This window comes from Streptomyces sp. MST-110588, assembly GCF_022695595.1.
GTDB lineage: Bacteria > Actinomycetota > Actinomycetes > Streptomycetales > Streptomycetaceae > Streptomyces.
This window is the reverse complement of record NZ_CP074380.1, coordinates 1,360,594-1,374,094: the sequence shown is the minus strand read 5'-3', so window position 1 is coordinate 1,374,094 and position 13,501 is coordinate 1,360,594. Positions and strand designations below refer to the sequence as shown.

Sequence of the window (13,501 nt, the reverse complement as noted above, 5' to 3'; positions counted from 1 at the left end):
ACCTTCACGCGGGGCGCACCACCTATTCCCCGAATGCCGCACGCGGCGTCCCGTCGTCGCCGTACCGTGGTATCGGTGGTGCAAGATCGGTGTACGAAGGAGCAACCGCCCATGGAGCGTGGCCCGTCGCACGGCGACGACAGGGTGGGCGCGGTGCCGCAGGTGCCCGCGCCTCGGGACACCGTGCCCGGACGGATTCCGCTCGCCGTCGTGGTGGTGGACGCCGACGGCCTGGTCTCCCACTGGAGTACCGGCGCCCGGCGGCTCTTCGGCCCCTCGCGCGAGGAGGCGGTGGGGGTGCCGGCCGTCGATCTGATGCCCGTGTCGGGTGCGCTGGCCGAGGAGGAGTGGGGCTGGGGCACGCGTGCGGAGGGACCCGTCGAGGGCCGCGGCCCCGATCTGGAGGCGTCGTTGGGCGGGGAGACCTCCTATCCCACCGCCGGGCGGGCACGGATGGCCGATGTGGCGCGCGGTACGGTCGACATCCTGTGGTGGGCCTATCCCCTGGTGGGGCCGGGTGCCGAGCGGATGCTCGTGCTGGCCGCGGACGCCGACCAGTTGCACGGCGAGAGCGCGGAGGACGGGGAGGACCGCGAGCGGTTCGCGCCCGGGTTCGCCCTGCACACCGACTTCCCCGGCTCGGCGGAACTGGCTCGTCAGCTCCCGCAGATACTGCCGAGCATGAGCCCCCAGGAGAGCGCCCGGATCGTCTCCCAGGTGCTGGAACTGGGCTATCCCGTACTGGAGATAAGCCAGCAGGAGCGCTTCCCGGTCACGCCGGACTGGGGCGTGCCCCGGCGGGTGGAGCGGCGTACGCGGCTGCTGCGGGCCGCCCGCGCGGCGGACACCGACCCGCGGGCCGCCGCCGCGGCCGTGGCCGAACTGGAGTCGGACCTGGAGTACGCCGCCGTCCGCGAGCGGCTGGAGTTCCTCAACGAGGTCAGCGGGCGGATCGGCTCCTCGCTGGACCTCTCCCGTACGATCCAGGAGGTCAGCGAGGCCGTCGTACCGCGCTTCACGGACGTGGCCGGCACGTACCTGAGAGAGCAGGTCATCGCGGGCGAGGGGTTCCCCGACGGGCCGCCGGACGCGACGACGATGTGGCACCGCGTCGCGGTGGAGCACAACGACGAGCCGGGGCGGTGGGACGACGTCGTGCCGGTCGGCGAGTCGATGCCCTTCCCCGTCCACACGCCGTTCTTCCAGTGCATGACCACCGGTCAGCCGGTGCTGGTGCCGCGGATCAGCGAGCAGATGGGCAACGCGATCGCCGCGCAGTTCGAGAAGCGCGACATCAGCCCGCTCATCAACGGGCGGTCCTTACTGGTCGTGCCCCTCAAGGCGCGCAACGTCGTCCTGGGCTTCATGATCCTGCTGCGCCACCCGGAGCGTGCGGAATTCAACGACATGGACCGGGTCACGGGCGCGGAACTGGCCGCCCGGGCCGGTCTGGTCCTGGACAACGCCCGCATGTACACCTACCAGGAGAACGTCGCCGAGACGCTCCAGGACAGCATGCTGCCGCACATCGCCCCGCAGATGGCCGGCTGCGACACCGCCACCCGCTATCTGCCGGGCACCCGCCTGGGGCGGGTCGGCGGCGACTGGTTCGACACCATCAAGCTGCCGGGCTCCCGGACCGCGCTGGTCGTGGGCGACGTGATGGGGCACGGCCTGAATTCCGCCGCGATGATGGGCCAGTTGCGTACGGCCGTCCAGACCATGGCGGCCATCGACATGAACCCCGCGCAACTGCTGCGCAGCCTGGACGACCTGGCGCAGCGCCTGGGCGACACCTACCTGGCGACGTGTCTGTACGCCGTGTACGACCCGATCGGGCAGGAGCTGACGATCGCCAACGCCGGGCACATCCCGCCGGTTCTCGTACGGGCCGCGGACGGCCGCAGCGAGCTGCTGGAGCTGCCGACCGGCGCGCCCATCGGGGTGGGCGGGGTGCCCTTCGAGGCCGTCACCCTGCCGGTCGAAGCGGGCGACCGGCTCGTGCTGTGCACGGACGGCCTGGTGGAGGTGCGCGGCGAGGACATCGGGGTGGGGCTGGCGGCGCTCGCGGAGTCCGCGGCCCATCCGGCGGCCTCCATGGACGACGCCTGTGACGCGATCATCCGGGCGCTGAACGTGCGCGGCGGCCGGAAGGACGACGTGGCGCTGCTGATGGCGCGGCTCAACGGGATCGCGCCGCAGGACGTCGCCGAATGGCGGCTGGCGATAGAGGCCCGGGAAGTGGGCCGGGCCCGGCGGCTGGTGCACGACCAGCTCGCGCACTGGGGCCTGCGGGCGGCGTCCGAGACGGCCGAGCTGCTGGTCAGCGAGATCGTCACCAACGCGGTGCGGCATGCGCACACCCATCATGTGGTGCTGCGGCTGGTGCGGACCCAGGCGCTGCTGTGCGAGGTCTCCGACGACGACCACGCGCTGCCGCAGTTGCTGGACGCGGCCGACGAGGACGAGTTCGGGCGGGGGCTGCGGGTGGTCAGCCGGCTGGCCCGCGAATGGGGGACCAGCCGTACGGCCTCCGGGAAGACGGTCTGGTTCGAACAGGCCCTGCCGCGGACCGGGCGTACGCGGGGCTCGAACATCGCGTGAAAGAGGTGTCGTCGCTCTTGCGGGGGGCCGCCCGGCAGCAGTAGCAATTGGCCATGAGCGCATCGAGCCACTATCTGCGGGCGTGGGAAGATTTCTGGCGCGACGCGCCGGCAGGCGAGGGCGAGGTCTTCTGGGACTCCGATCCGTCACTGACCGCCGAGATCCATCTGCCGCTTTTCGAGGCGCATTTCGATTCCGCGCTGCCGGTGGTGGACCTGGGCTGCGGCAACGGGACGCAGACGCGCTTCCTGGCATCCCGGTACGGCCGCGCGATCGGCATCGACCTGTCGGCGGCGGCGATCGGCCACGCGCGGGCGGACGACCCCGCGGGCGTGGCCGAATTCCGCCGGCTCGACGCCGCGGACCCGGAGGCGATCGGTGCCCTGCACGACGAACTGGGCGACGCAAACATCTACATGCGGGGCGTACTGCACCAGTGCGAAACCGCCGACCGCGCGCGGGTGGTGGAGAACATCGCCCGGCTGCTGGGGCGCCGTGGCCGGATCTTCGCGGTGGAGCCGGCCGAAGCCTCCAAGGAGGTCATGATGGCGCTGGCGCACAGCCCGGGCGGGCCGCCGGCCAAGCTGCAGGCGATCTTCGAGCACGGCATCGCACCCGCCGAGATGGCCGACTCGGTGATTCCCGAACTGCTGGCCGCGTACGGGCTGCGGATGGTCGGAGGCGGCCAACTGCCGCTGATGACCACCGAGTACCGGCCGGACGGCACGCGGATCGAGATCCCGACGAACTGGCTGGTGGCGGAGCCGGCCGGCTGACGGCGGATGCCGGGCGGTGCGGCCGGCCCGGCGGCTGGTGATGCTGCGGACGGTGGCACGGCGGGCTGCGGGCGGTGGTCCCACGGGGCCCGCGGGCGGTGGCTCGGGGAGCGCTCCATAACCGGTCGGGGCGCCGGCGCAAGCCCGTCCGGCAGTTATCCACAGCCCTGGTACGGGTCTGCGCCGACGCGTACCGTGACGAGGCATGAAGATCTCCGCCGCCAGGGGAACGGGGCGGGGAGCGTGCCCGGCGTTTCCGGGGCGGCGCCGTGACCGCGGTGCCGGCTTCGGGCGCATGCCTCCTAGCTGTGTTGGGACTGGTGCCAGTGAAGATCCTCATCTCCGCGGACATGGAGGGGGCCACGGGCGTGACCTGGCCCGCCGACGTACTGCCGGGCACGCCGCAGTGGGAGCGGTGCCGGCATATGTTCACCTCGGACGTCAACGCCGCGATCACCGGGTTCTTCGACGGCGGGGCCGATGAGGTGCTCGTCAACGAGGCGCACTGGTCGATGCGCAACCTCCTGCTGGAACAGCTCGACGAGCGGGCGCGGATGCTCACCGGGCGGCACAAGTCACTGAGCATGGTCGAAGGCGTCCAGCACGGCGACGTGGACGGCATCGCCTTCGTCGGTTATCACACCGGCGCCGGTACGGAAGGCGTACTGGCCCACACCTACCTCGCCAACACCCTCACCGGCGTCTGGGTGGACGGCACGCGCGCCAGCGAGGGATACCTCAACTCCCTGGTGGTGGCCGAATATGGTGTGCCCGTGGTGCTGGTGACCGGTGACGACCGGACGTGCGAGGACGCGAAGGGGTACGCCGCCCGGGCGCGGACCGTCGCCGTCAAGGACTACGTGTCGCGGTACGCGGCGGTCTGCCGGCCGCCGGCCCGGACGGCCGCGGACATCAGGCAAGCGGCGCGCGAAGCGGCGGCGTCGGCCGTGCGCCACGAACCCGTACGGCGCGGCCCGGTCACCATAGAGATGGAGTTCGACGCCGAGCACCTGGTGGGCGCGGCGACCTGCGTGCCGGGTGTGGAGCGCACGGGCGAACGCAAAGTGGCGTACACCAGTCCGGACATGTACGAAGGCATCCGCTGTTTCAAGGCCGTCACGACCGTCGTCTCCTCGGCGGTGGAGGAACAATATGGCTGACCACGCCGACGGGGTCGACGAGCAGGCCCTGATGGAGGTCGTGCGCCTGACGTCCGACCTGATCCGCATCGACACCACCAACCGCGGGGGAGGGGAGTGCCGGGAGCGCCCGGCGGCCGAGTACGTCGCACGGCAACTTGCCGACGCGGGCATCGAGCCGACGCTGCTGGAGCGCACCCCGGGCCGTACGAACGTCGTCGCGCGCATCGAGGGCACCGACCCCGGGGCACCCGCCCTGCTGGTCCACGGGCATCTGGACGTGGTGCCCGCCGAGCCCGCCGACTGGAGCGTGCACCCCTTCTCCGGGGAGGTCCGGGACGGGGTGGTGTGGGGCCGCGGCGCGATCGACATGAAGAACATGGACGCGATGGTGCTGGCGGTCGTGCGGCGGTGGGCCCGCTCGGGCGTACGGCCACGGCGCGACATCGTCCTGGCCTTCACCGCCGATGAGGAGGCCAGCGCCGTCGACGGCGCCGGTTTCCTCGCCGATCACCACCCCGGCCTCTTCGAGGGCTGCACGGAAGGCATCAGCGAATCGGGCGCCTTCACCTTCCACGCGGGCGGCGGGATGCGGCTGTACCCGATCGGGGCGGGGGAGCGCGGCACGGCCTGGCTCAAACTGACCGCCCAGGGCAGGGCCGGACACGGCTCCAAGGTCAACCGTTCCAACGCGGTCAGCCGGCTGGCCGCGGCGGTGGCCCGCATCGGGGAGTACCGCTGGCCGGCCCGGCTCACCCCGACCGTACGGGCCGCGCTGAGGGAACTCGCCGCGCTGCACGCCATCGAGACGGACCTGGACGCGCCGGACTTCGACGTGGACGTCCTGCTGAGCAAACTGGGGCCCTCCGCGGCCCTGGTCGAGCCGACGGTGCGCAACAGCGCCAACCCGACGATGCTGGAAGCCGGTTACAAGGTCAACGTCATCCCGGGGAACGCCGTCGCCTATGTGGACGGGCGGGTGGTGCCCGGCGGCGAGGCCGAGTTCCGCCGGACCATGGACCACCTCACCGGGCCGGATGTCTCCTGGGACTACCACCACGGCGAATCCGCCCTGCAGGCACCGGTCGACGGGCCGGTCTACGCGGCGATGCGGGCGGCGCTCGAACGCTTCGACCCGGACGGCCATGTGGTCCCGTACTGCATGTCCGGGGGCACGGACGCCAAGCAGTTCGCCCGCCTGGGCATCACCGGCTACGGCTTCTCACCGCTGCGGCTCCCCGAAGGCTTCAACTACCAGGCGCTGTTCCACGGCGTGGACGAGCGGGTTCCGGTGGAGGCCCTGCACTTCGGCGTCCGGGTGCTGGACCACTTCCTGACGGGCCGCGCGGACGGGCCGGCGGTGGCCGGTGGTGTCGGGCGGGTTGAACAGCCGCAGTACGTACGAAAGGCTGGGCGGTCCCACGCGTAAGGAGGAGCACCACATGGTGACCACGGCCCCCTACGGAGCCTGGCAGTCCCCGATAGACGCCCGGCTGGTCGCCGTCCACGACGGCCGCCCCGAGTACGTGGGAGCGGTCGGCGACGAGGTGTGGTGGACCGAGCCGCGCCCCGCCGAGGGCGGCCGGCGCGCGCTGATCCGGCGCCGGCCCGACGGCGCCGAGGAATCGGTGCTGCCCGCCCCGTGGAACGTCCGCACCCGGGTCATCGAGTACGGCGGCCAGCCCTGGGCCGGAGCGCTCACCGACGACGGCCGGCCGCTGATCGTCTTCAGCGACTTCGCCGACCAGCGGCTGTACGCGTACGAGCCGGACGCCGGCGCCCCGCCCCGGCCGCTGACCCCGCTCTCACCCGTGGGCCTCGGTCTGCGCTGGGCCGACCCGGTGCTGCGGCTGGACCGCGGCGAGGTGTGGTGCGTCCTGGAGGAGTTCACCGGCCCCGCTCCCACCGATCTGCGCAGGGTGGTGGCCGCCGTCCCCCTGGACGGCTCCGCCGCCGGGGACCGGTCCGCCGTACGGGAACTGAGCGGGGACGGGCACCGCTTCGTCACCGGGCCGCGTATCTCCCCGGACGGGCGGCAGGCCGCCTGGATCGCCTGGGACCACCCGCGGATGCCGTGGGACGGCACGGTCGTGATGCTCGCCGACATCACCGCGGACGGCGCGTTCACCGCCGTCCGGCCGCTGGTCGGGGGCGACCAGGAATCCGTGGCACAGATCGAATGGGCCGCCGACGGGACGCTGCTGTACGTCTCCGACATCAGCGGCTGGTGGGAGCTGCACCGCATCGCCCCGGGCGCGGCCGGCGACGGCGCGGCGGTGGGCACGGGCCTGTGCCGGGGCCGCGAGGAGGAGTTCGGCGGGCCGCTGTGGAAGATCGGGCAGCGCTGGTTCCTGCCGCTGGAGAACGGGACGATCGCGGTGATCCACGGCCGCGGCGCCACCTCGCTGGGCATCCTCGACCCGGTCACCGGCGAACTGGTGGACGCGGCCGGCCCCTGGACGGAATGGGCGCCCAACCTGGCCGTACAGGGCAGCCGCGTCGTCGGTGTGGCCGCCAGCCCCCGCAGCTCCTTCGAGATCGTCGAGCTGGACACCTGTACGGGCCGCGCCCGGGTGATCGCCGCCCGGCACATCGACGCGCTGGACCCCGCGTACTACCCCGAGCCGCAGATCCGTACCTTCACCGGCCCCGACAGCCGGGACATCCACGCCCACATCTACCCGCCGCACAACCCCGACCACGCCGCCCCGGACGGCGAACTGCCCCCGTACGTGGTATGGGCACACGGCGGCCCCACCAGTTACGCGCCGCTCGTCCTGGACCTGGAGATCGCCTACTTCACCTCGCGCGGCATCGGCGTGGCCGCCGTCAACTACGGCGGCTCCACCGGCTACGGCCGCCACTACCGCGAGCGGCTGCGCGAGCAGTGGGGCGTGGTGGACGTCGAGGACTGCGCGGCGGTGGCCGAGGCGCTGGCGGACGAGGGCACCGCCGACCGCACCCGGCTGGCGATCCGCGGCGGCAGCGCGGGCGGCTGGACCACCGCGGCGTCCCTGACCACCACCGGCCTGTACGCCTGCGGCACCATCAGCTACCCGGTCCTGGACCTGCTCGGCTGGGTGAGCGATGGCACCCACGACTTCGAGTCGCGGTACCTGGAGTCGCTGGTCGGCCCGGTGGCCGAGGTGCCCGACCGCTACCGCGACCGCTCTCCGCTGCACCACGCCGACCGCATCACCGCGCCCTTCCTGCTCCTCCAGGGCCTTGCGGACGTGGTCTGCCCGCCCGCACAGAGCGAGCGGTTCCTCGCGGAGGTCGCCGGGCGCGGCATACCCCACGCCTACCTGGCCTTCGAGGGCGAGGGGCACGGCTTCCGCCGCGCGGAGACCATCGTGCGCGCCGTCGAGGCCGAGCTGTCCCTGTACGCACAGACATTCGGAGTCCCCCGGACGGACGTCCCCACCCTGGAGCTGAGCAAATGACCGTACGTGCCGGGGCCCACGCCCTGCGGCCCCGGCGGCTGGTGGCCGGCGACCGGGTGAGCGTCCTGGCGCCGAGCGGCCCGATCGCGCCGGAGCGGCTGGACGCCGGACTGGACCTGCTGCGCGGCTGGGACCTCGACCCCGTCCCGGCGCCCCACGTACGGGGCGTACACCCCGCACTCGGGCATCTGGCCGCAACCGACCAGGAGCGCGCCCGCGACTTCCAGGAGGCGTGGTGCGACCCGGAGATCGCCGCGGTCTTCGCCGCGCGCGGCGGCTACGGGGCACAGCGCATGGTCGACCTGCTGGACTGGGACGCCATCCGCCGGGCCGTCCCCAAGCCGTTGGTCGGCTTCAGCGACATCACGGTGCTGCACGAGGCGCTCGCGGTCCGCGCGGGCGTGGCCACCCTGCACGGCCCGGCCGTCGCCGGAGAGGTCTTCCTCAAGGACGAGCCGACCCGCGAGCACCTGCGCCGTACGCTCTTCGCCCCCGAATCCGTCCGCGCCCTGGCGCCGCCGACTGCCCGGACCCTGATACCGGGGCGGGCGGCCGGCGTCACCCTCGGCGGCTGCCTTACCCTGCTCGCCTCCGACCTGGGCACCCCGCACGCCCGGCCCGACGCCGCCGGCGGCATCCTCCTGCTGGAGGACGTGGGCGAGCCGCCGTACCGCCTGGACCGCTCGCTCACCCAGTTGCTGCGCTGCGGCCACCTGGACGGCGTCGCCGGGATCGTCCTGGGGTCCTGGGCCGGCTGCGGCCCGTACGAGGCCGTACGGGCGGTGCTGCTGGACCGGCTGGGCGGGCTCGGGGTCCCCGTGGTCGAGGAGTTCGGCTTCGGCCACGGCGACTCCTCGCTGACGCTCCCTCTCGGCCTCCCCGCGGTGCTGGACGCCGACGCCGGCACGCTGACCTACGACGTACCGGCGCTGTGCCCGGCCCCTTGAGAGCCTGATCCGCCCGGCCGGACAGAACCGGGGGAGGGGTACGCGGGACGGCCGCATGGCGGGTGGGGACACAACCTGTCCTCGGGCCCGCGCGTTGACACGTCGTGTTGCCGGTACGACGCGTCGTTGTGGAGGTCCTGGTGCCCACCCGATCCCCTGAGTCACACGAGCCCCGTCCGACAGAGCCGACCCCCGTCCGCCTGACGTCCCGGATGGCCAGGGCCGCCGCCCGCCCCGTCCTGCGGATGTCCCTGGCCTTCGCGGCCGGCGCCGTCCTCGCCGTACCGCTGGCCTTCGCCGCCCCCGGCGACGCGACGGCCTCCGGTCCGCGCAAGGGCCCGTACAAGGTCACCGCTGTGAAGGTGACCGTACGGGCCGGAGGCCGCCGGTGCGTCCTGGATGCCGACCTCTACCGCCCGGCCGGGGCCGGCGCCGCCCACCCCGCGCCCGCCGTGGTGACCACCAACGGCTTCGGCGGCAGCAAGGCGGACGGCTCCACCGACGCCTTCGCCAAGGCGTTCGCCTCCCGTGGCTATGTCGTACTGGCGTACTCGGGACTGGGCTTCGGCAAGACCGGATGCCCGATCTCCCTGGACGACCCGAGGGTGGACGGCCGGGCAGCCGCCCAACTGCTGGACTTCCTGGCCGGTACCCGGGCGGCGGACGACGGCACCCGGATCGACTTCGTCACCAAGGACGGCGACGGCGACCCCCGGGTGGGGATGATCGGCGGCTCGTACGGCGGCGCGATCCAGATGGCCACCGCCTCCATCGACCGGCGGGTGGACGCGCTGGTGCCGCTGATCACCTGGCACGACCTGGCGTACTCCCTGGCCCCCAACAACGCCGAACGCGAGTCCGGAAGGGCCGAGGGGCTGCCCGGCGCGTACAAGTACCAGTGGACCAACGGCTTCTTCCTCATCGGCGAGGCCCAGGGGCTGATCCACCCGCGCCTGGACCCGTCCCGGGGCGGTGGCGCCGGCTGTCTGCACTTCGTCGCGCCGGCCTGCGAGACCAAGAAGCTGCTGAGCAGCGGGCGCTTCCCGGCCGCCGGTACCGCCAAGATGTTCGCCCACACCCGCGGCGTGTCGCCGGTGTCGTACCTGAAGGCGATCACCACGCCGACCCTGCTGGTGCAGGGGCAGGCGGACAGTCTCTTCAACCTCAACGAGGCGACGGCGACCTACCGGGCGCTGGCCGCACAGGGCACCGAGACCAAGATGATCTGGCAGTCCTGGGGGCACAGCGGCGGCATCTCCCACCCACGCCCGGGCGAACTGGACCTCGCCCGCGGGAACCTGCACACCAGTTATGTGGGACGGCGGATCCTGGCGTGGTTCGACCGCTATCTGCGCGACCGGCGGACCACCGACACCGGGCCGGCCTTCGCGTACTACCGGGACTGGGTACGCGGCGGGCCGGCGTACGGGACGTCCGACACCTTCCCCGTGGGCAGCGTACAGACGCTCTACCTCTCGGCCGACGGCCAACTGGTCGCCCGCCGCAGCAAGGTGACGCGGGGCAGCCGCGAGTACCGCAACCGCCGGCGGGCCAGCAGCCATTCGGAGAGCTCGATGGCCGGAATGCTGGGGCTGCGGGACCGACGGCCGTACGACATCAAGGGCACGTTCCTGGACTGGACGTCCGGCCGGGTCAAGGGCGCCCCGGTGGACGTGGTCGGCGCCCCCGGACTGACACTGCGGGTCATCTCCCCGCAGGCCGAGAAGGCCCAGCTCTCCCGCGACGCGGCGGACAAGCTGGTGCTGTTCGTCAAGCTCTACGACGTGGCTCCGGACGGCTCGCAGTCCCTGGTGCACAGACTGGTCGCCCCGGCGCGGGTACCCGATGTCACCAGGAAGTTCACCGTGGAACTCCCGGGCATCGTGCACCGCTTCGCGCCGGGGCATCGCGTACGGCTGGTGGTGGCGGCCAGTGACACGGCCTACGTCGGCAACCGGGGGATCAAGCCGGTGACGGTGACCAGCGCGCCCGAGGACACCGGCGTTCTCCAGCTTCCGGTCGTCGGCGGGTCACTGGAGTAACCGGGGCGGGCCGGGGCGGAGCGGCCATCGACCGGCCGTGCCGATGCCGTACCGATGTGGTGCCGTACCGTGCCGTACCGATGCCGTGCCATGTCCGGCCGATGCCGTGCCGTGCCGTACGTGCCGTGCCGTACGGGCCGGGCTGTACGGGCCGGGCCTGGCCGGTGGCTGCCGGTCAGCCGTCCGTGACCGTGATGGCCTGGACGGGGCAGGCACGGGCGGCTTCCCGTACCAGCGGATCCCCGCCGCCGTCCTCCCGCCCGGGCAGCAGCTCGCTGAAGCCGTCGTCGTCCTGGGTGAAGACCCCCGGCGCTGTCAGGACACACTGCCCGGCGCCGATGCAGACGTCCCTGTCGATGTCGATGCGCATGACCGTTCCCTTTCGTCCGTCAAGTGCTACCACGTCAGGGGAAGTTCGACCATGCCCTGAAGGGTGTCCGCGGAATTGAAGGGGATCTCGTCCGCGGGCGCGGCGAGCCGCAGGCCCGGCAGCCGGCTGAAGAGTGTCCGAAAAGCGATCTCCATCTCCGCGCGCGCCAGGTTCTGGCCCAGGCACTGGTGGATACCGAACCCGAAGGCGACGTGGTGGCGGGCGGACCGCTCCCAGTCCAGCGTGTCCGGTTCCGGGTAGGCCGACTCGTCCCGGTTGATCAGCGACGTCGAGAGCACCACGCCGTCACCGGCCCGTATGGTCTCCCCGGCGACCTCGATGTCCTGTGTCGCCAGCCGCACCATGCCGTCGGCGATGGACAGGAACCGCAGCAGCTCTTCGACCGCGGTGGGAATCAAGGAGTCCTGGGTGCGCAGTGCCGCGAGCTGTTCCGGGTGCTGGAGCAGGGTGAAGGTGCCCAGCGAGATCATGTTGGCGGTGGTCTCGTGGCCCGCGACCAGCAGCAGCATCGCCATGCGGACCAGCTCTTCGCGCCCCAGCGCGCCCGTCTTGAGCTGCTCGGCGATCAGCTCGTCGAGCAGGCCGTCCCCGGGGTTCTCCTCCTTGCGGGCGACCAGGTCGATGAAGTACGCCTCCAGGGTGCTACGGGCCCGCTCGGCGTCCTCGGCGGTCTTGCTCCGCAGCACCAGCCGCGACTGCTCCTCGAAGAACGTGTGGTCGGCGTAGGGCACTCCGAGCAGGGAGCAGATCACCATGGACGGGAGCGGCAGCGCGAACGCCGACACCAGCTCCGTGGGCGGCCCCTGCTCGACCATCTTGTCGATCAGCTCGTCGACGATGCGCTGGATGCCCGGCCGCATGGCGGCGGCACGCTTGAGACTGAAGCTCGATATCAGCATCCGGCGCTGCCTGTTGTGCTCGGGGTCATCGACGCCCAGAAGGGGGGTCCTGATCTTCTGGACACGCTCCAGGCGCGGTGCGGGGGTCGGGAAGGCGGGGTTGAGGCGGTCGGAGGAGATGCGCGGATCGGTCAGCAGCGCACGTGCCTCGGCGTGGCCGGAAACCAGCCATACCGTACGGCCGTTGTAGAGCGAGACGCGGGAGAGCGGACGCCGGTCCCGCAGCGGCTGGTAGGCGGCGGGCGGGTGGTAGGGACAGGTGCGGTCCTGGGGGAAGGACATGATGTCCGGCACGAGGGGCCTCCGAAGTCACTTCTTGGCGGTTGGCCAAAAGGGTGGTGCGAGAGGTGCTGATCTCCACTTCATGCCGTCTACATGTGAATCGTCTATGCGTAGACCGGCCAAAGCGGGGTGGATCCTGGCCAGGGCCTGCCGGGCACTTCATGCCTCCCGGGAGGCCCTTTGTGCCCCGGTTGTCCTGAACTGTCCGTCCGTGCGGGTCACTCCGGACGCCCGATCGCTGCGGGCGTTTCAGCCGCCCCCGTCGCGGCGGTCGTCCTCGTCACTGCGGCCGTCCCCGCCGCGATGGCCGCCCCCGTCACCGCGGTCGTCCCCGTCGCGGTGGAGAAGGGCGTCGATCATGGCATCCAGGTAGTGGTCCCGTTCCGCACCGCTCGGTACGGCCCCGGGCACGGCATGCCCCAACTGGTTGTGCCCCAGGTAGGACGTGTACGCCAGCAGGCCGCGCCGACGTGCCTCGGCCCGCGGAAAGCCCAACTCGGCGAAGAGCGCGGCGATATAGCCGATCCGGCGGTCGGTCACCCGTCGCAGTACCGCGGCGACGCCCGGGTGGGCGGCGGTCGCCAGCAACGCCATCTCCAGCGGGTCCTCGGCGGCGGTGCGGGTGGCCCGTGCGAACAGCACGCGCAGCCGGCTCTCCGGGTCGGGTTCCGTCTCCAGCGCCGTGATGACCGCTTCGGTCCGGGACTGCTCCCACCGGGCGAGCGCGGCTTCGATGAGGGCCTCGCGGTTGGCGAAGTGCCAGTAGAAGCTGCCCTTCGTGGTGCCCAGGCGGGCGGCGAGCGGCTCGACGGCCACCGCCGCCAGACCCCCTTCGCCGATGGCCGCCAGGGCGGCGTCGGCCCAGTCCTGTGCGGTCAGCCGCTGCCGGGTCCCGCTTCCGCGCTGCCGTGCCCCGCCCGTGCGGGCCGTCGTCTCTCGCTGTGGCGCCATGTCCATACGCTACCGTACGGTCAAACA

The 13,501-nt window shown here is 72.3% G+C and carries 10 protein-coding genes; 7 read left to right on the top strand and 3 right to left on the bottom strand.

Features of this window, described 5'->3' with window-relative positions; all coding sequences use genetic code 11:
* The first annotated feature begins 111 nt into the window (after window positions 1-111).
* The 7 genes from KGS77_RS06130 (at window position 112) to KGS77_RS06100 (ending at window position 10,951) form a co-directional block, all read left to right on the top strand.
* Window positions 112-2,604, top strand: coding sequence for a SpoIIE family protein phosphatase (locus KGS77_RS06130; RefSeq protein WP_242579254.1), 2,493 nt, complete (start codon window positions 112-114; stop codon window positions 2,602-2,604).
* 53 nt (window positions 2,605-2,657) lie between these two features.
* Complete coding sequence (locus tag KGS77_RS06125; protein ID WP_242579248.1) at window positions 2,658-3,380, top strand: class I SAM-dependent methyltransferase; 723 nt, start codon at window positions 2,658-2,660, stop codon at window positions 3,378-3,380.
* Window positions 3,381-3,706: 326 nt separating this feature from the next.
* Complete coding sequence (locus KGS77_RS06120) at window positions 3,707-4,540, top strand: M55 family metallopeptidase (protein ID WP_242587316.1); 834 nt, start codon at window positions 3,707-3,709, stop codon at window positions 4,538-4,540.
* Complete coding sequence (locus KGS77_RS06115; protein WP_242579246.1) at window positions 4,533-5,948, top strand: M20/M25/M40 family metallo-hydrolase; 1,416 nt, start codon at window positions 4,533-4,535, stop codon at window positions 5,946-5,948. Before KGS77_RS06120 ends, KGS77_RS06115 begins: the two co-directional genes overlap by 8 nt.
* Before the next feature lie 13 nt (window positions 5,949-5,961).
* Window positions 5,962-7,962 carry a prolyl oligopeptidase family serine peptidase gene (locus KGS77_RS06110; RefSeq protein WP_242579244.1) on the top strand — a complete coding sequence of 667 codons (2,001 nt, stop codon included), beginning with the start codon at window positions 5,962-5,964 and terminating at the stop codon, window positions 7,960-7,962.
* Window positions 7,959-8,909 (top strand): LD-carboxypeptidase, encoded by a 951-nt coding sequence (locus KGS77_RS06105; protein ID WP_242579242.1) that lies wholly within the window; start codon window positions 7,959-7,961, stop codon window positions 8,907-8,909. Before KGS77_RS06110 ends, KGS77_RS06105 begins: the two co-directional genes overlap by 4 nt.
* 212 nt (window positions 8,910-9,121) lie before the next feature.
* On the top strand, window positions 9,122-10,951 hold the full coding sequence (locus tag KGS77_RS06100; RefSeq protein WP_242579240.1) for a CocE/NonD family hydrolase: 1,830 nt from the start codon (window positions 9,122-9,124) through the stop codon (window positions 10,949-10,951).
* Window positions 10,952-11,126: 175 nt separating this feature from the next.
* On the opposite strand, the gene KGS77_RS06095 is transcribed toward KGS77_RS06100, so the two are convergent.
* From KGS77_RS06095 to KGS77_RS06085, 3 genes are all read right to left on the bottom strand, one after another.
* Window positions 11,127-11,321: a ferredoxin gene (locus KGS77_RS06095; RefSeq protein ID WP_242579238.1), complete on the bottom strand. Its 195-nt coding sequence runs from the start codon at window positions 11,319-11,321 to the stop codon at window positions 11,127-11,129.
* Window positions 11,322-11,347: 26 nt separating this feature from the next.
* Window positions 11,348-12,535, bottom strand: coding sequence for a cytochrome P450 (locus KGS77_RS06090; protein WP_242579236.1), 1,188 nt, complete (start codon window positions 12,533-12,535; stop codon window positions 11,348-11,350).
* Between the two features lie 237 nt (window positions 12,536-12,772).
* On the bottom strand, window positions 12,773-13,480 hold the full coding sequence (locus KGS77_RS06085) for a TetR/AcrR family transcriptional regulator (RefSeq protein WP_242579234.1): 708 nt from the start codon (window positions 13,478-13,480) through the stop codon (window positions 12,773-12,775).
* Between the last annotated feature and the right edge of the window lie 21 nt (window positions 13,481-13,501).